This is a genomic window from Phascolarctobacterium faecium DSM 14760, from assembly GCF_003269275.1.
GTDB lineage: Bacteria > Bacillota > Negativicutes > Acidaminococcales > Acidaminococcaceae > Phascolarctobacterium > Phascolarctobacterium faecium.
Genome location: NZ_QLTS01000002.1, coordinates 112,558 through 130,604, shown reverse-complemented (window position 1 = coordinate 130,604; position 18,047 = coordinate 112,558). Strand labels below are relative to the sequence as shown.

Here is an 18,047-nt window from a genome sequence, read left to right as displayed (position 1 = left end):
GAGTGTTGGAGTATGGAATATCGTGAATTGGGACGGACAGGTATTAAAGTCAGTGTGATAGCATTAGGGTGCGAAGGCTTTGTTGCCAACGAAGGTGCCTTAACAGAGCAACTGCTGAATGCGGCAGAGCAAGGCGGCATCAACTGTATTGATTTGTATGCGCCGCAGCCGGAAATGCGCAGCCGTTTGGGTAAATGGCTGCGTGGCCGCCGCGGTAAATTTGTTTTACAGGCACATTTATGTACGGTTTGGCAGGAGGGACAGTATAAGCGGACCAGGGAGATCGGGGAAGTGAAAGCGAGCTTTGAAGATCTGCTGACACGGCTGGCAACGGACTATATAGATATTGGGATGATCCATTATGTGGACTCTCTGGAAGATTGGGAAGCGGTAGCTGGTGGCCCGGTAATGGCGTATGCAAGAGAAATGCAGGCTCAGGGAAAAATCAGGTATATCGGCTTGAGCAGCCATAATCCTGCCGCAGCTATGCAGGCTGTACAAAGCGGTTTGATCGATGTACTGATGTTCAGCGTTAATCCCTGCTATGACCTGCAGCCGGCGAATGAAGACTGTTATGCGCTTTGGGATGGGAAAAATTATGACAGGCAGCTTGTGAATATGGATCCGGAGCGGGAAGCGCTGTATGAAACCTGCAGCCGCCTGGGTGTCGCTATAACCGTAATGAAAGCTTTTGGCGGCGGTGATTTGCTGGATGAAGAGCTTTCGCCGGCAGGAAAAGCTTTGACTGTTAATCAGTGTCTGCACTATGCTTTGACGCGTCCCGGAGTAGCGGCGGTGATGTCGGGAGCGCATACTGTTGACGAGCTGGAAAAATGTCTTGAATATACTACGGCGGCTGATGTTGAAAAGGACTATGCGGCTGCTTTTGCCGCTTTACCGAAAATCAGCTGGGAAGGACACTGCATGTATTGCGGACATTGTGCTCCCTGTCCGCAGGGAATAGATGTGGCAGCAGTAACTAAATTTTTGAATCTTACCAAAGCGCAGAACAGTGTTCCTGAAACAGTACGCGAACATTATGCTGCGCTGCGGCATCATGCCGGGGAGTGCGTGAAATGCGGCGCTTGTGAGAAACGCTGTCCATTTAAAGTTACAGTTATCCAAAATATGCAGGAAGCAGTGAAAGTGTTTGGTATGTAATAACGTAAATAATCTTAAAAATAAATTATTGCTTGACTTGGAGTTGACTCCAGGTGTTAAAATAATCGCAGGAGGAGGTGTTGCTCTATGACGATTGCAGAAGTCAGTAAAACGTTTGGCTTGACAGCTGATACGCTGCGTTATTATGAACGAATTGGCCTGATACCGCCGGTCAAGCGCAGCAGCAGCGGTATTCGTGATTATGATGAAAAAGATTGTAATTGGGTAGAATTTATTAAGTGCATGCGCGGTGTTGGTATTCCGGTAGAAATGCTGATTGAATATGTGGCGATGTTCCGCTTGGGCAAGGAGACGATTGCTGCCCGTAAAGCTCTTTTGGTAGAGCAAAGACAGCAGCTTGCCGACAAGATAGTAGCTATGCAGGCTGTACTGGAACGGTTAGATATGAAAATAGATGGTTATGAGGAAAGATGTTTAAAATTTGAGGAAGAAAATTTAAGACAATAAATAAGATTTGCAGCAGAGGTCAGCCAGGAGTTGGTTGACCTTTATTTTTTATCTTCGATCATAATAAATGTCTGAAAGATAATAAATATTTATATAAACAAATAAAAGTGATATAATTATTATTATACGCAAATGTTTACTTGAATAATATTGTTCGATGTTTTGGCTGGGGAGGTATTTAGGATGCTGAAAAGAATATTGACTGCTGTGTTGATGCTGTTTGTTCTGCTGGTAGTCAACAGTGCAGGTGCTTCTAATACAGTACGCATAGCCTATTCGGATATTGATAATTTTGTCGGTATCAAAGACGGACGGCTGGCAGGTTATGGCGTAGCTCTATTTGATGCAATTGCCGAACATACCGGCTGGACTTATGAATATAAAAGCGGTTCGTGGGAACAGTGTCTGGAGTGGGTGAAAAACGGTGAAGCCGATTTTACTTTTCCAGCCCAGTACAGCGAGCATCGGGCGGCGGATTTCCTTTTCAGCAGGCAGAACTGTATTTTAGATTTTGCTGCTATTTATACGTCCGGTACCAACAGCGATATTTTATATCAGGATTATCAGTCATTGCAGGGTAAACGATTAGGCATGATCAAAGGCAACTATCTTAATTTATGTTTTGACAAGTTTGTGGGGAGTAAAGGCATCAGCGTTCAGAAATTTTATTACAGCAGTGGTGCAGAAGTCAATGAAGCATTGGCTGCCGGTAAGATCGATGCTATTATGAGTGGGAATTGTGTGCTTGACGAAGATAAAAAGCTGGTTGCTAAATTTGATTATCTGCCTGCGTATATCATTACGGGAAAAAACAATACGGCATTAATGGAGCAGCTGGATCAGGCGATGCGGGCGATAACGCTGGAAAATCCTTATTTTACTGCCGTGTTGTACGAGAATTTTTACGGACGTGCCGACAAGTTGGCCAAGGGGTTTACCAGGGCGGAACTTGCTTATATCCAGACAGCCGCACCGCTGCGTGTTGTCGGTGATGCCGATAATTATCCGATGGAATGGCTGGACGGTAAAAACGGCGTTTATAAAGGCACTTATCAGGATGTGCTGAAATTATTGGCTCAGAACAGCGGTTTAACGATGGAAATGACCTACACTCCTGATATGGCCTCGTCGTGGGAATTGCTGGCTGACGGCAGAGCTGATGTTATTTCCGGAATCGTCTGGACGAAAGAATTGGAGGCCCAATACGATTTTCTGCACACAGACAGCTTTCTAAAAGAAAATTATCTGATTTTGGGTAGGCGCGGAGAAAGCTTTGATTTTAACAGCCGTTTAAAAGTAGCTATGAAAACTTCATTTATAGGCACTGCAGATTACATCAGGCAGAAATACCCGCAGTGGCAGATTGTTGATGGCGACACTTTAGAAAGCTGTCTGGAAATGGTGGTCAACGGCGAGGCCGATATTATGCTGGGCAATTCTATTGTGATGACAACTAACAGGTATCTGAGCAAATATGCCAGCCTGATGCCTGTAATGACGGTAAGTATGGAAATACCTGTAGGTTTCGGCATTTCTAAAAAATGTCCGCCGGAGGTATTGAGTATTTTTAATAAATCAATCCAAAAGCTGGATGCAGGTGCTCTGGATAAAATAATTTTAGATAACAGCATCGTTAAACACAGAGCATTGGACTGGCGGGAATTTATTAAAAATAATTTTCTTGTTGCCGGAACAGTATTTTTTGCGGTATTGGCTTTGAGTTTTACGGGTATTTTTCTATTTTTGAAAAACCGCCAGCAGGCTAGGTTTAATAATAGTTTGGCTGAAGCACTGGCTGCAGCGGAACGGGCTAGAAGCGCTGCTGAATACGCACATAATGCTAAAAGCGAATTTCTGTCGCGGATGTCGCATGAGATACGCACGCCGATTAACGCGATTGTCGGAATGAGCGATATTGCAAAGCTGCGCGCTGCTGACAGCCAGCCCGTATTAGATTGTTTGGAGAAGATCGATACTGCGTCCAGGCATCTGGCTGCATTAGTAGATGATGTTTTGGATATGTCCAAAATAGAAAATGACAAATTGCAGCTGACGCCGCAGATAGTTTCACTGCACAGTATCATCTTTTCGACCCTGGATATCCTGCAGCCGCTGGCAGAAAAAAAGGGTGTTCTTTTACAGCGGAAGGTAAATGTTGCAGATTGTTCTGTGTACGCTGACAGCAGAAGACTGCAGCAGATCATGGTAAATTTAGGAGCCAATGCAGTAAAGTTTACAGCTAAAGATAAAAAAGTTGTTTTAAAATGCGATATGCTTGAACAGGATGATGAGAGCATGCTGGTCCGGTTTGTCTTAGAAGATGAGGGAATCGGTATAAAAGAAAGCAATAGACAATGTATTTTTGAGGCATTTAATCAGGGCGGACGCAGTACAGATGCTTTTTATGGAGGAACGGGACTGGGTCTGGCCATTTCGCAGAAGCTGGCTCATATGATGGGCAGTGAGATCAAGCTTGTCAGTACATTTGGGGTCGGCAGTCGCTTCTGGTTTGATCTGCGTCTTGCCAAGGCCTCTGTTTTGCAGCAAACGCTTGTAACTGATGAGATCAATCTGCATGGTTACAGACTGCTGGTAGTAGAAGATAATGAAATAAATATGGAAATTGTTTGTGAGCTGTTGCGTAATGTCGGGGCCGAATTTGCTACAGCGAGCGATGGTGAAGAGGCGGTCGATTTATTTTGCGAGGCAGAGCCGTTTACTTATGACGCAGTTTTGATGGACATCAGAATGCCAAGGATGAATGGTTATCAGGCTGCTGCTGCTATCAGAGCATTGCCGCGTCCGGATGCTATCTCGGTTGTTATAATAGCGATGACGGCAGATGTGCTGGAAAATGATGTGGAACAGTCACTGGAACAGGGCATGGATGCACATGTTGCCAAACCGTTCGATACCCGTCAGTTTCTGTTTTTACTGCGCGGTTTATTGCAGAATAAAGAAAATATGATTTGTAAATGAATAAAGTATTGACAAATTTAAATAGCCTAATATATAATTTAGGAGCTGGATATTCTGGTAGGTGAGGCTACCACAGGGATATGGATTGCTGCCGCGGAGTGGTGGAGACACCATGAGCAGGTTTGAACAGGCTATGTCGACAACAAGGCATAATCTAATGCAATTTCACCGCCCTGTGGAGTTAAAGCTTGAACAGGGCCGGTTCTGATTGAACTGTAAGGTAAATTTGTTTTATTGCCGCGTCTTTGTTTAAGCATTGACGCGGTTTTTTTATTTGCCGCGGCCAGCCGCAGAATTTTGATTATAGATATTTTATAAAAAAGTGAGGTGAGAAGAATGGACGCAGGAGGCAGTAGGGGCATAAAACCAAAAGGCGAAGAACCAGGAAGCGGTCTGCCGTCAGGGCGTCTGTTCTTCCGCGACAATTACATATAAATACTTTGTCTTTTCGTTGTGTGTCCTACTTTCCTGAAAGTATGCAGTAAAACCGTAAGGAGGTAGAAAACAATGAAAAAGAAATTACTGTTTTTAAAAAATAACCCGCAGGAAATCCTGCATCGTGAGAAGGTCAATGAAAGACTGCGTTTTGCTGCAGCTCATGACGTGAACACAGTTCTGAAGTATTTGGGAACGACTGGCAAAGGATTGCCGTCCGGTATGGTAGAGCAGGCTCGTGAACGGTATGGCGATAATGTTGTGACGCATGGACAAAAAGAATCTCTGTTCACGCGTATCTGCAAAGCTTTTATTAATCCTTTTACAGCGATTTTGTTTGTTTTGGCGGCAGTATCGGCTTTTACAGATATCTGGCTGGCTGATCCGGGTGAAGAAGACGCCGTGACTGTGATCATTATTACGACGATGGTTATGATTTCCGGTATCCTGCGTTTTGTGCAGGAAACGAGAAGTGGTAATGCGGCGGCTAAATTATCGGCTATGATCGAAACTACGACCTGTGTGGAAAGAATGGAAACGGGTCAGCAGGAGATACCACTGGACGAAGTCGTCGTCGGTGATCTTGTTCATTTATCGGCGGGCGATATGGTACCTGCTGATATCCGTATTATTTTTGCCAGGGATCTGTTTGTCAGTCAGTCGGCATTGACCGGTGAAAGTGAACCGGTAGAGAAATATCTTTGCCTGGATGTTCAGGCAGCTTCTATAACAGAAGAACCTAATCTGGCCTTTATGGGCAGTAATGTCATCAGCGGTACAGCGGTAGGAGTTGCCGTAGCAGTGGGCAATGATACGCTTTTGGGAGAAATGGCCAAGGCGCTGAACAGCAAGCCTCCGAAAACCAGCTTCGAAAAAGGTGTCAATTCTGTTTCCTGGGTTTTGATACGTTTTATGCTGGTCATGGTGCCGGTAGTTTTGTTTATCAACGGCTTTACCAAAGGTGACTGGATGAATGCGGCCTTGTTTGCAATTTCCGTGGCCGTAGGGCTGACACCTGAAATGCTGCCGATGATTGTGACGACCTGTCTGGCTAAGGGTGCAGTCGCAATGTCCAGAGAAAAAGTTATTATCAAAAATTTAAATTCGATCCAGAACCTTGGATCTATTGATATTCTCTGCACTGATAAGACCGGTACGCTGACGCAGGATAAGGTTGTACTGGAATATCATCTGGATATTGAAGGCAAAGAAGCGCCGCGGGTATTGCGGCATGCCTTTTTAAACAGTTATTATCAGACGGGTCTGAAAAATTTGATGGATATTGCCATTATCAGCAGGACGAAACTGGAAGAGGAAGAAAACAAAGATCAGCTGGGCGATCTGGAACATTTTTACCAGAAGGTAGATGAGCTGCCCTTTGATTTTGAACGGCGCCGGATGAGTGTGGTAGTAGAAGACCGGAATGGGAAAACGCAAATGATCACCAAGGGCGCCGTAGAGGAAATGCTGAATATTTCGGCTTTTGTCGAATATGCAGGGCGTGTAGTGCCGTTGACGGCTTCTATGAAAAAGCTGGTTATGGAAAAAGTGGATGCGCTTAATGCCGATGGCTTGAGAGTCATTGCCGTAGCGCAGAAAACCAATCCTTCGCCGATAGGAGCTTTTTCGATAGCAGACGAGAACGAAATGGTTTTGATCGGTTATCTGGCTTTTCTGGATCCGCCCAAAGAAACGACTGCAGCTGCGATCAGGGCTTTGCAGGAGCATGGTGTTGCCGTGAAAATACTGACAGGGGACAATGAAAAGGTCACAAAATGTGTTTGCCGTCATGTAGGACTTGCAGCAGAAAAAATGCTGTTGGGTTCTGAGGTGGAAGCTATGAGCAACGAAGAATTGGCGGCAGCGGCAGAGTATACCACTGTTTTTGCCAAATTGGCGCCGGCGCAGAAAGCCAGAGTAGTACGCCTGCTGCGTGAAAATGGACATTCTGTAGGTTATCTCGGCGATGGCATCAACGATGCGGCGGCCATGAAAGCCTCTGATGTTGGTATTTCTGTCGATACGGCCGTGGATATTGCCAAGGAATCGGCGGATGTAATTTTACTGGAAAAAGATTTGCTGGTTTTGGAAAAGGGTATTCTTGAAGGCCGTAAAACCTATGCTAATATGATTAAATATATCAAGATGACGGCTTCGTCTAATTTTGGTAATATTTTTTCGGTTTTGATCGCCAGTGCTTTTCTGCCCTTCCTGCCGATGGCGTCGATACATCTGATTTTGCTGAATCTGATTTACGATATCTCCTGTACGGCGATTCCCTGGGATAATGTGGACAAAGAGTTTTTGACCAAGCCCAGAAAATGGGATGCTTCCAGTGTCAGCAAATTTATGCTTTGGATCGGTCCTACAAGTTCTGTTTTCGATATTTTGACCTATGCACTGATGTATTTCATCATTTGTCCGGCCGTTGTCGGCGGCCATTTGTTTCACGAACTGAGTGATCCTGCCCAGCAGGCATTATATATCGCTGTTTTTCAGGCTGGTTGGTTTGTTGAATCAATGTGGACGCAGACGCTGGTTATCCATATGATCAGAACGCCAAAGATTCCCTTCCTGCAGAGCCGCGCTTCAGCGCCTGTGACATTACTTACGTTTATTGGTATCGCAGTGCTGACAGTGATACCGTTTACAGCGGTGGGACATGCTATCGGGCTGGCTTCGCTGCCTGGTGAATATTTTAGCTGGCTGGCCGCTATTACTTTGGCATATATGCTTTTGGCTACGATGATGAAAAAACTTTATATCAAACGCTATGGAGAACTTCTATAGTTGTTTATAGACGCTGGAACGCATATAATATAAAGATACGAAGCGTAATAAATGGGGGAATGGATTAATGCTGGGGACTATCGTCAATACAAGCACGATCATTGCCGGCAGCGTGCTGGGCAGTGTGTTCAGACAGGGGATCAAAGAAAATTACAAAAAAGCACTCTTTGATGCGTTGGGATTGGCTACTGTTGCTCTGGGAGCTAATGCAGTAGTCAGCAATATGCCGCAGAGCAGGTTTCCCGTCTTGTTCACTCTTAGTCTGGCGCTGGGCAGCATTATCGGTACTTTGCTTGATATCGACGGCCGCTTTCAGCGTCTGGCAGGGCGGTTCAAAGGCGGGTCCGACCTTGGTCAGGGGCTGTCTACGGCAATACTGCTTTTCTGTATCGGGACCCTGTCTATTCTGGGGCCGATAGAAAGCGCGCTGTATGGTAATAACACTTATCTTTTTACTAATGCTACGCTTGATTTTGTAGCTTCGATGGTTTTGGCTTCCGCATATGGCATCGGCATAGCCTTGGCAGGAGTCGTGCTGTTTTGCTGGCAGGGGTCGATCTATCTGCTGGCCGGTTGGCTGGCGCCATTTTTGACAGCTGAGCTGATGACAGAAATTTCGATTATCGGCGGAGTTTTTATTATGAGCTCCGGGTTTGCGATTTTAGAATTAAAAAAGTTTAAGACCTTGAATATGCTGCCGGCACTTATTGTTCCTGCAGTTTGGACACTGCTTTTAAAATGTTTTTCCTGAGTAAAAACGGTCTCATTTTAAAATGAGGCCGTTTTTTAGTTTTTTTAAGTGATTATCTTAACAAAAAAATAAGTTAAAAGTGTAAAATAGCTGTCAGAAAACAGGTTGTGGACTTGTAGAAAAACGTGGCGGTGTTATAATAAAACTGTAAGGAGAATTTAAAACAGCGGTTAGGGCCGAAAAGTTAATTGCTTTTTTAAATTCTCAGTGCTACAATATAGTAAAAGATAATTTTTATTTGTTGCGATTACACACTGCAAATAAATCAAAATTTTGAAAGGTGGTGGCAGTAATGCCAAATTTTGCAAACCCGTTTCAAGGTAATGTCAACAGAAAGTTAACCAAAGAAGAATTGATCCAAGCCGTACGTCTGGATATTGCAGGTGAGCTGGAAGCTATTTACTTGTATGATGCCCATGTACAGGCTACTGATGACGAAGTGGCAAAAATGGTTATTTCCGATATTCGTGACGAAGAAAAAGCCCATGTCGGTGAGTTGATGACTTTGCTGCGTTATCTTGATCCTGCTGAAGCAGAACATTTCATTTCCGGTGAAGGCGAAGTTAAGGAAATGCTTGAAGGCCTTGGTATGAAAGCTGCCGGGATTGCCGATGACAAAACGGAAGTTACCAATAAAGCGACTACCGTAGGCAGCCTGCTGGATAAATAGGAGGTATGGTCATGGAATTTTTAATGCGTGATGATGTTAATCTGTCTGCCGAGCAATGGCAGTCTATTGATAGTGCCGTAATCCAAGCGGCAAGAAATGTTTTGGTTGGACGTAAATTTCTACAGATTTACGGTCCTTTGGGTGCCGGTGCACAAAGTGTGAATGTAGATGTGCTGACTCCTGCTGAAAAAGGCAGTGTAGATTTCTTCGGTGAGGAAGAGGAAGCTGTAAAAGTTACAGGCCGCAGTTTTAAAGAGCTGCCAATGATCTATCGTGATTTTGTATTATCCTGGAGAGATATGGAACAGGCCAGACAGATCGGTATGCCGATCGATTTGGGTGCGGTCAGCGCTGCCGCAAATGCCTGCGCTCAGAAAGAAGACCTGATGATTTTTGCAGGGAATCCGAAAGCCGGTTATGAAGGCCTGGCTACGGCAGAAGGTGCTTTTAAAGTAAAAAAATCCGACTGGAGCAAAGATGAAAATGCTTTCAGCGATGTTGTTAAAGGTCTGCAGCATTTTGCGGACAAGAATTTGAGAGGCCGTTATGCTTTGGCAGTCAGCCCTGACCTATATGCACAGTTACAGCGTTTACAGGTCAGCACCGGATTACTGGAAAGCGAACGCATCAAAACCCTGGTTGGCGGCGGATTATATATGACTCCGGCGTTAGGTCTTAATAAAGCCGTATTGGTCTGCGCTGAACCGCAGAATATGGATCTTGTTATAGGTCAGGACCTTATTACCGGTTATATGGGTTCTGCTAAGCTGAATCACGAATTCCGTGTATTTGAAACAGCTTTGCTGCGGATCAAATGCAAAGATGCAGTAGTGGTTTTTGGCTGATCGTAAAATTTAAAGCCTGCCGGCATATTATGTCGGCAGGCTTTTTACTATGCAGAATAGCAATACTGAAAGCGTATTAATATTTATTTAATAAAAATACTTGATGTTTAATAATTGAAAATAAGCTATAATAAAATAAAAATGGATTATCGGTATTAAGGAGGCCGGGCATGGATAAAAAACGTGGTTATAATATAAAATATTTATTGCTGTTCACTTCAGCAGCTGCGTTGCTGTGCGCTCTGGCTGCATATATCAGCATTAACGATACCTATAAGTATACCCGTGAAAGAGCAGCTTTTCTGGCGGAAAGCTATGGCTCTCAGACGCGCTACGAACTGATGGATCTTTATGATGACGCTTTTGTCCTACGTGAGCTGATCCAGCAGGGTATGCTGGATGCCAAAGGTACAAAAATAGCCGTACACGAAAAAGGTTTTCGCAATATGTCAGAGCTTGGTATCCAGAGAATGAACAATGTCTGTACAGCCTTTGACGATATGGCTTTGATCACAAATGTATCTTTGGCTATGGCAGAAGGTCCGCTGCAGGACGGTATTCCTGAAAAAACTGTGATTTCCTATTGCTTTCCTTATGAAATCAATAAAAGTGCCCTGGGAAAAAATCTGATGATCCAGCCGAAACGGGATGACGCTATCAGGAAAGTGTATCGCAAGCAGGGCGAGTTGGTGATCGAAGGACCGTTCAGAAGGATTCAGGATAATGAGCTGGTACTGACGGGCAGGGTCGCTGTAAAAAATTCTGACGGTTCACCCTGGGGCTTAGTTGCTGTGACTTTGGATATGAATCCGGCAAGTCCGAAATATGCTTTGCAGAACATCAATTTTGCCGCACTGCAGGGGCAGAAATATCGTTATCATTTATACAAGATAGAAAACGGAGCCAAATTGACGATTGCTGCTTCTGACCATGCGGCAATGGCAATGACAGGCGGAATGAAATATGATATCGAACTGCCGAATGCCAGCTGCATCATAGAGGTAGACAAAGCAGGCGGCTGGGTTGGTAATAATATAATTTTTTTGAATGCAGGGATTGCCTTTTTTGTATGGCTGCTGAGTGTTTTTGCCGTAAAAAAATGGCTGGAAAATAAAGAGGCCCACCGTGAGATTGCAGACAGGGAAGAAATACTGCGTCAGATTGCCGATAATATCAACGGAGGCGTTTTGACACTGGTCAATGATGCCGGCTTCTGCATCCGTTATGCTAACGATGGATTTCTAAAATTGATTGGTTATACAAGGGAAGAATTGGAAAACGTACCTTCGTTTTTGAGGGCGCATTTGATATATGAAGAGGATGCGCCTAAATTTCAGGCATTACTGGATGGTGTCTGGCATCTTAATGATAAGATCGATTTGGAGATGCGCCTGCTGCATAAAAACAGGCATTATATACCTGTTTTGATCCGTGGCAGCGTGGGGATAGATAAAGACGGCATGCTGGTAATGTACTGCGTTATTGTTGATATCAGTGAACAAAAGCGTATCATACAGGAACTGGAACTTGAGAAGGAGCGTTATGATCTTTTAGTGCAGGCTTCCAACGAAATAATTTTTGATGTGGACGTGCTGCCGGAGCATATTGCCTGGTCGCCTCTGTATCGCAGGATTTTTGGCTTTGAACCCTTTGGTAAGCTTGCTTCTGAATCTGCGCCTCCGTTAAAATCGGAGCCCGATAAAAATATTGCCGTTATCAGTGCGTTTATCCATAAAATTATTGCAGAGAAGCATTCCGACAGTGAAGAACTGCTGCTCAGTTATGCCAATGGCGAGCAGCACTGGTTCAGGATCCGGGCTAACTGCATCATCAAAAAAGATACAGTGATCCGCCTGGTAGGCAAGCTGGATAATATTGATGCAGAAATGCTTGAAAAAGAAAAGCTGCAGGACATGAGCCGTATCGATCAGCTGACAGGAGTTTATAATAAAGCCGGCTTTAAAACTGTGGTGGAACCGCTGTTGAAAGAAAGCGGTTCGGGCAGCTTTATCTTTACTGACCTGGATAATTTTAAAACAGTCAACGATACCTTAGGGCATCAGACAGGCGATAAAGTTTTACAGGAAATGGCAGCAAAGCTGCAGCAGTTTTTCCGCTCCGACGATATTATCGGCCGTTTTGGCGGTGATGAATTTTATATTTATGCACCGGGGCTTTCGCCGGAGGCGACAGTCAAAAGGGCGGAGGATTTATGCCGTATTCTGCATACTGCCTATGATGGCGTTACTGTTTCTGCCAGCATTGGCATTTGCTATTTCCCTGAGCATGGCCGGGATTTTGACAAGCTGGTGCATTTGGCTGATGTGGCCGCGTATGTTGTAAAAGAAAGAGGCAAGGGCGGTTATCATGTTTATGAGCCGGGTGATAAAATTTAATTTTGCTTGCTATTGCCGGCAAAAGATGCTAAAGTTAATTTAATATCATAAGTCGATCCACTGGGGGCGCATTATGCTGAGAGGCCGCAAGGCCGACCCTTAGAACCTGATTTCCGGGTAATGCCGGCGTAGGGAAGTGGCGTAAGCGCGAGCCAAAGCCAATTTCCTGTGGGAGATTGGCTTTTTATTTTGAAGGGGGAGTTTAATAATGGCAACACAGATGCAGTTGGCCCGTCAGGGCATAATCACAGAAGCGATGCTTCAGGTAGCGGCGCAGGAACAATTGGCGCCTGAGGTCATCAGGACTGGTGTAGCGGCAGGAACAATAGCTGTTTGCTGCAATATCAACCACAAAAATCTTGTGCCGCGCGGTGTAGGTCAGGGCTTGGCAGTCAAGGTCAATGCCAATATCGGTACTTCCAGCGCTTATCCTGATCCTGAACCTGAGCTGGCTAAGCTGCGCGCTGCTATTGATGCCGGGGCCGATTCTGTGATGGATCTTTCTACAGGCGATAATATCGACGCTTCACGTAAGGCTATCATTGCTGCATCCACTGTAATGGTTGGTACGGTACCGATTTATCAGGCAACAGTAGAAACTATTAAAAAACGCGGTGCCGTTGTTGAAATGACGAAAGAGGACCTGTTTGAAGTTATTCGTCAGCAGGCTGCCGACGGTGCTGATTTTATGACGATCCACTGCGGTATCAACCGTCAGGTTCTGCACGCTCTTGTCAGCGAAGGGCGCGTTATGGACGTTGTCAGCCGCGGCGGCAGTTTTATTACCGGCTGGATGCTGCATAATGATCGTGAAAATCCTTTATATGAATATTATGATGAAATATTGGACATCTGCGCGGAGTATGATGTAACGATCAGTTTAGGTGACGGACTGCGGCCCGGCTGCCTGGCAGATGCTACAGACAGGGCTCAGATTCAGGAGCTTTTGAATTTGGGGGAATTGACCCAGCGGGCCTGGCAGCGCGGTGTACAGGTAATGGTTGAAGGACCGGGACATGTTCCGTATAATCAGATTGCAGCTAATATGCAGCTGCAGAAGCGTTTATGTCATGGTGCGCCTTTTTATGTTTTGGGGCCATTGGTAACTGATATAGCGCCTGGTTACGATCATATTACTTCTGCCATTGGCGGTACTCTGGCCGCGGTCAGCGGCGCTGACTTTTTATGTTATGTAACGCCGGCCGAACATTTGGGGCTGCCTGACATTGACGATGTACGCGAAGGCGTGATCGCAACGAGGATCGCGGCTCATGCTGCCGATATTGCCAAGGGACTGCCCCAGGCTATAGCCTGGGACAGGGAAATGGCTGTCGCACGTAAAAATCTTGACTGGCCGGAACAGATTCGTCTGGCACTCGACCCGGTGAAGGCGCAGGCTTACCGCGACAAGAAGAATAAGGCGGAGGATGAAGCTTGTTCCATGTGCGGCGATTACTGCGCTGTCAAGATCGTGGGACAATATTTGGAAGCGCACAGGAAAAAACAATAATAACCGTAAAAAGAGGACTTACATATGTAAGTCCTCTTTTTTATCAGTCTTTGTATAAATAATCCTGTACTTTGCTGTGACTGTCTTCAGGTCCGACCATGATGAAGACGTCCCCCGCTTCGAAAAGCGCGTAGGGGCCCGGCGAAACGATCAGCTCTTCGCCTTTGCGGATAGCGACGACGGTAACACCGGTACTTTGCCAGAAGTTTATTTCCGAGATCATCTGTCCCAGGAAACGGCAGTCTTGAGTTATTTTTACTTCATAAGGCAAGATAGGTGATGCCAAACGGAATTTTTCAATATATTCAAGTAGCTGATGGACATTATCTAAAATATCGTCCTGTTGTTTTTTCTGTTGTTCTGATAAGGTTTCGATATTTTTTTTCAGTTCGGTAATGGTAGAAATATTGCGGAAACGGCTTACCAGCTGTGAGGCCCGTTCGGCCGAAAGCACTGTGCTGCCGCTGCCTGATTCAATGGCGACGATGCCGACATCCTGCAGCATGAACATGGCGCGGCGGATCGTTTCAGGAGAAACGGCATAATGAGCTGCAAGCATGGAGCGTCCGTAAATTTTTTCGCCGGCCTTATATTTGCCGGCAGCTATCTTGGAAGCGATATCGATAGCGATCTTCTGATAGATTGGTTCTGCTATTTTGTGTTTGTTAGCCATGGTATAGTCCTTTACAGTAAAAATTTAGTAAAAATCAACAGGCTTAAAATTTATATTTGTCTGCTGGCAAGGCGCAGCAGCAGACTCCACAAGTGGCCTGACAGGCGGCTGCGGAGATTTTCCGAAACAAACTGTTAACTGACAGCTGCAGATCTTCGCAGTGTAAAAAAGTAATTAAAGTAAATTGACAAGCTTTTATAAGTAAGTTAAACTAAAAAACAGATAGAAGCAACTCAATAATAACATAAAGTTGTCGGATTGAAAAGGGGGGAGTTTTGATGAAGAAAAAAATACTGCAGCTGTTGGGTATGGTTTTGTTTGTAGGCCTGCTGGCAGGCTGCGGCAGCAATAATGAAAAAACGGTAGTTTTTTCTGATGCCGGCTGGGACAGTGTGAAGTTTCATAACGCGGTAGCCGGTTTGATTGCAGAAAAGGCTTATGGTTTAAAAGTAGAAACGATGAACGGCTCGACGCCGATTATGGAAGCGGCGCTGGTGCGCGGTGATGTGGACGTAAATATGGAGCTCTGGACGGATAACGTTGCTACCTATCAGGCTGATAAAGCCGCTGGTGGGATAGTCGATCTGGGAATCAACTTCGATGATAATAAACAGGGCCTGTATGTACCGCGTTATGTGATCGAAGGTGATCCCCAGCGTGGCATTGCGCCGATGGCGCCTGATCTGCACAAGGTTTCTGATCTGGCCCGCTACAGTAAACTTTTTGTGGATGAAGAAAATCCTTCCAAAGGGCGTATTTACGGAGCCATCCCCGGTTGGGCGGTCGATGAAGTAATGTTTAAAAAGTATAAGCACTACGGGCTGGATAAAAATTATGTGTATTTCCGTCCAGGCAGCGAGGCGACCTTAAGCACAGCTTTTGTAACGGCTTACGAAAAAGGTTTGCCGATCGTTGGCTATAATTGGGAACCGACCTGGATCAGCGGCAAGCTGGATCTGGTGCTTTTAGAAGACGCGCCGTATAATCAGGCCGGGTTTGAAGCAGGTGAAACAGCTGCGCCATCAGTAGTTGTCATGGTATCGGCTAACAGCCGTTTTCCAAAACGGCAGCCTGAGTTTACAGAGTTCCTGAAAAAGTATCATACTTCCAGTGCTTTAACAGCGGAAGCTCTCGCTTATATTGCCGATAATAAGGCGACTTATGACCAGGCGGCCCGTTGGTTTTTACAAAAACATGATAATCTGCTTACGCAATGGCTGCCGCCCGATAAGGCCCAGACCATGCGGGCTGCGTTAAAAGAACAGTAAGGGGGCGGGCGTATGACAAGTTGTTTGTTGAATTTTCCTAATATCAATCTGAATATAGCAGAACCGATAGATGAATTTGTACGTTATATCAATATTAATTACGGCGAGGTTTTTGTTGCCGCCAAAAAGATGCTCAGTATTTTTATTAACGGCATCAACGGCGCACTGGATATGATTCCCTGGTGGCTGATGATTCTGCTGGTAGTTTTTGCCACAAAAAAACTGATGAACAGCTACAGAAACGGTGTCATTTACGGCGGCCTGCTGTTTATGATCGGTGCCTGCGGGTATTGGCATATGATGAATGAAACTTTAGCTATCGTGATCACGGCAGTAATTTTTTCATTGCTGATAGGTTTGCCGATCGGGATCGCTCTGGCGGCGGTACGCGGCGCTGATACGATCGTGCGGCCGATACTGGACGCGATGCAGACGATGCCGACCTTTGTTTATATGATACCGGCAGTTATGCTGCTGGGACCAGGAAAGGTGCCGGCGGTTCTGGCAACAGTAGTTTATGCTGTGGTGCCTGTTATCAGGCTGACCAGTCACGGTATCCGCCAGGTCGATCAGGAGGTTGTTGAGGCCTCCCGCTCGTTTGGTTCCTCCAGCTGGCAGACTTTGTTTAAGGTGCAGATACCTCAGGCGCTGCCAACGATCATGACCGGTATCAACCAGACGATGATGATGGCGGTGGCGATGGTAGTTACCTGTGCCATGATCGGTGCGAACGGACTTGGTATGGAAGTTTTGATCGCTATTAACCGTATGGAATCCGGACGCGGCATTATCGCCGGTTTCGCCATTGTTATTATTGCGATCATTATTGATCGTCTGACACAGAGCCTGGTGCAGAAGGAGGGTAAATGATGCAGGAAAAAGATACGGTTTTAGAAGTGAAAAACTTATATAAATTGTTTGGTCCCTATGACTTCCTGGATGAAAGAAAAGCTGCCTTCAAGCTGTTGGAGCTTGGAGCCAGCCGGATGGACGTTATGGAAACGACAGGTATCATGGCTGCGATCAGCGATGTTTCCTTCAGCGTCAAAAGAGGTGAGCTTTTTGTACTTATCGGTTTATCAGGCAGTGGTAAATCAACTATCGTACGCTGCCTTAATATGCTGCATAAGCCGACAAAGGGCGAAATTCTGATCGATGGTGAGGACATTACCAAATATAATGAAAAACAGTTGCAGGAGCTGAGGCGTACGAAGGTTTCCATGGTCTTTCAAAACGGCGGGCTTTTGAGCCATCGCGATGTACTGGGTAACGTGGCCTATGGCTTAGAAGTACGCGGTGTCGGCAAAGAAGAACGTGAAAATAAGGCTATGGAAATGATCAATATGGTCGGACTGACGGGTTATGAGCACGAAAAACTCAGCAGCTTGTCAGGCGGGATGAAACAGCGTGTAGGTATAGCCAGGGCGCTTGCTAATGATCCTGATATACTTCTGATGGATGAAGCTTTTTCGGCGCTTGATCCTCTAGTCAAAAACGATCTGCAGTTTGAGCTGCTGCGGATCCAGGAACGCATGGGTAAAACAATTGTTTTTATTACCCATGATATCAACGAAGCCTTTAAGCTTGGTAACAGAGTAGGTATCCTGCGCGACGGCAGAATGGTGCAGATCGATACGCCGGAACAGATGCTTGCAAACCCTGCAGATGATTATGTTAAGAAATTTATCCATAATGTCAATACCAGTAAGGTCTTTTGCGTGCGTAATATTATGTCTACGCCCAGCTGTATCGTTAAAGACAGCGACGGTGCCAATACGGCGCTTACCAGTATGCGCGCCAACGGCGTGTCCAGCGCTTATGTGGTCGGAGATCATATGAACTTCATCGGTATCGTTACCCTGGAGGGAGCTTTGGCTGTCCGTGACGGGAAAAAGACTTTCAGCGAAGCGATCATACGCGATGTGCTCCAGGTCAACGATCTGGACGCTCCCGTTGCTGATATAGTGCCTTTGGCAGCTAATGCTGCCTTTCCGCTGGCCGTGGTTGATGAAGAAAAAGTATTCCGTGGTATTATCACCAAGGCTTCTGTCTTGTCTTCCTTTGTTGCCTGAAAATCAGCAGATGTTAAAAATAAAAGAAG

The 18,047-nt window shown here is 45.5% G+C and carries 13 protein-coding genes and 2 riboswitches; of the genes, 12 read left to right on the top strand and 1 reads right to left on the bottom strand.

Annotation, left to right across the window (positions count from 1 at the left end; all coding sequences use genetic code 11):
• Positions 1–12: 12 nt before the first annotated feature.
• The 9 genes from C8D73_RS04425 to thiC all read left to right on the top strand — a co-directional run bounded on the left by C8D73_RS04425 (position 13) and on the right by thiC (position 14,005).
• Positions 13–1,161, top strand: coding sequence for an aldo/keto reductase (locus tag C8D73_RS04425; RefSeq protein ID WP_021718123.1), 1,149 nt, complete (start codon positions 13–15; stop codon positions 1,159–1,161).
• Positions 1,162–1,248: 87 nt separating this feature from the next.
• A complete protein-coding gene (locus C8D73_RS04420; RefSeq protein ID WP_021718122.1) occupies positions 1,249–1,629 on the top strand; it encodes a MerR family transcriptional regulator in 381 nt (126 codons plus the stop codon).
• A 183-nt stretch (positions 1,630–1,812) separates the two neighbouring features.
• Positions 1,813–4,608, top strand: coding sequence for a transporter substrate-binding domain-containing protein (locus tag C8D73_RS04415; RefSeq protein WP_113077434.1), 2,796 nt, complete (start codon positions 1,813–1,815; stop codon positions 4,606–4,608).
• A 46-nt stretch (positions 4,609–4,654) separates the two neighbouring features.
• A riboswitch (M-box (ykoK) riboswitch) is annotated at positions 4,655–4,812 on the top strand.
• Between the two features lie 303 nt (positions 4,813–5,115).
• A complete protein-coding gene (gene mgtA, locus C8D73_RS04410) occupies positions 5,116–7,833 on the top strand; it encodes a magnesium-translocating P-type ATPase (RefSeq protein ID WP_021718119.1) in 2,718 nt (905 codons plus the stop codon).
• 67 nt (positions 7,834–7,900) lie between these two features.
• Positions 7,901–8,584, top strand: coding sequence for a DUF554 domain-containing protein (locus C8D73_RS04405; RefSeq protein WP_113077433.1), 684 nt, complete (start codon positions 7,901–7,903; stop codon positions 8,582–8,584).
• Positions 8,585–8,876: 292 nt separating this feature from the next.
• The gene (locus C8D73_RS04400) at positions 8,877–9,254 is read left to right on the top strand and encodes a demethoxyubiquinone hydroxylase family protein (RefSeq protein ID WP_021718117.1); all 378 of its coding nucleotides are present in this window, start codon (positions 8,877–8,879) and stop codon (positions 9,252–9,254) included.
• An 11-nt stretch (positions 9,255–9,265) separates the two neighbouring features.
• Positions 9,266–10,099 carry a family 1 encapsulin nanocompartment shell protein gene (locus tag C8D73_RS04395; RefSeq protein ID WP_021718116.1) on the top strand — a complete coding sequence of 278 codons (834 nt, stop codon included), beginning with the start codon at positions 9,266–9,268 and terminating at the stop codon, positions 10,097–10,099.
• A 170-nt stretch (positions 10,100–10,269) separates the two neighbouring features.
• The gene (locus C8D73_RS04390; protein ID WP_113077432.1) at positions 10,270–12,495 is read left to right on the top strand and encodes a sensor domain-containing diguanylate cyclase; all 2,226 of its coding nucleotides are present in this window, start codon (positions 10,270–10,272) and stop codon (positions 12,493–12,495) included.
• Positions 12,496–12,547: 52 nt separating this feature from the next.
• A riboswitch (TPP riboswitch) is annotated at positions 12,548–12,647 on the top strand.
• Positions 12,648–12,703: 56 nt separating this feature from the next.
• Positions 12,704–14,005, top strand: a complete 1,302-nt coding sequence (gene thiC, locus C8D73_RS04385; protein ID WP_113077431.1) for a phosphomethylpyrimidine synthase ThiC — start codon at positions 12,704–12,706, stop codon at positions 14,003–14,005.
• Positions 14,006–14,048: 43 nt separating this feature from the next.
• Here thiC and C8D73_RS04380 read toward each other — a convergent pair whose 3' ends face one another.
• On the bottom strand, positions 14,049–14,678 hold the full coding sequence (locus C8D73_RS04380; RefSeq protein ID WP_021718113.1) for a GntR family transcriptional regulator: 630 nt from the start codon (positions 14,676–14,678) through the stop codon (positions 14,049–14,051).
• A 278-nt stretch (positions 14,679–14,956) separates the two neighbouring features.
• Between C8D73_RS04380 and C8D73_RS11285 the strand changes: the two genes are divergently transcribed.
• Genes C8D73_RS11285 through C8D73_RS04370 form a run of 3 tightly spaced genes read left to right on the top strand, consistent with a single transcriptional unit; the run spans position 14,957 to position 18,018 of the window.
• Positions 14,957–15,946, top strand: a complete 990-nt coding sequence (locus tag C8D73_RS11285) for an ABC transporter substrate-binding protein (protein WP_155164323.1) — start codon at positions 14,957–14,959, stop codon at positions 15,944–15,946.
• A 12-nt stretch (positions 15,947–15,958) separates the two neighbouring features.
• The gene (locus tag C8D73_RS11280) at positions 15,959–16,816 is read left to right on the top strand and encodes an ABC transporter permease (RefSeq protein WP_211305779.1); all 858 of its coding nucleotides are present in this window, start codon (positions 15,959–15,961) and stop codon (positions 16,814–16,816) included.
• A complete protein-coding gene (locus C8D73_RS04370) occupies positions 16,816–18,018 on the top strand; it encodes a quaternary amine ABC transporter ATP-binding protein (protein ID WP_021718110.1) in 1,203 nt (400 codons plus the stop codon). The genes C8D73_RS11280 and C8D73_RS04370 overlap by 1 nt, the downstream gene beginning before the upstream one ends.
• Positions 18,019–18,047: the final 29 nt, after the last annotated feature.

Bases quoted from the DNA above. Each gene is read 5' to 3' on its own strand.
- C8D73_RS04425 (WP_021718123.1), top strand. From the start codon at position 13: ATGGAATATCGTGAATTGGGACGGACAGGTATTAAAGTCAGTGTGATA.
- mgtA (WP_021718119.1), top strand. From the start codon at position 5,116: ATGAAAAAGAAATTACTGTTTTTAAAAAATAACCCGCAGGAAATCCTG.
- C8D73_RS04395 (WP_021718116.1), top strand. From the start codon at position 9,266: ATGGAATTTTTAATGCGTGATGATGTTAATCTGTCTGCCGAGCAATGG.
- C8D73_RS04405 (WP_113077433.1), top strand. From the start codon at position 7,901: ATGCTGGGGACTATCGTCAATACAAGCACGATCATTGCCGGCAGCGTG.
- C8D73_RS11285 (WP_155164323.1), top strand. From the start codon at position 14,957: ATGAAGAAAAAAATACTGCAGCTGTTGGGTATGGTTTTGTTTGTAGGC.
- C8D73_RS11280 (WP_211305779.1), top strand. From the start codon at position 15,959: ATGACAAGTTGTTTGTTGAATTTTCCTAATATCAATCTGAATATAGCA.
- C8D73_RS04370 (WP_021718110.1), top strand. From the start codon at position 16,816: ATGCAGGAAAAAGATACGGTTTTAGAAGTGAAAAACTTATATAAATTG.
- C8D73_RS04390 (WP_113077432.1), top strand. From the start codon at position 10,270: ATGGATAAAAAACGTGGTTATAATATAAAATATTTATTGCTGTTCACT.
- C8D73_RS04415 (WP_113077434.1), top strand. From the start codon at position 1,813: ATGCTGAAAAGAATATTGACTGCTGTGTTGATGCTGTTTGTTCTGCTG.
- C8D73_RS04400 (WP_021718117.1), top strand. From the start codon at position 8,877: ATGCCAAATTTTGCAAACCCGTTTCAAGGTAATGTCAACAGAAAGTTA.
- C8D73_RS04380 (WP_021718113.1), bottom strand. From the start codon at position 14,678: ATGGCTAACAAACACAAAATAGCAGAACCAATCTATCAGAAGATCGCT.
- thiC (WP_113077431.1), top strand. From the start codon at position 12,704: ATGGCAACACAGATGCAGTTGGCCCGTCAGGGCATAATCACAGAAGCG.
- C8D73_RS04420 (WP_021718122.1), top strand. From the start codon at position 1,249: ATGACGATTGCAGAAGTCAGTAAAACGTTTGGCTTGACAGCTGATACG.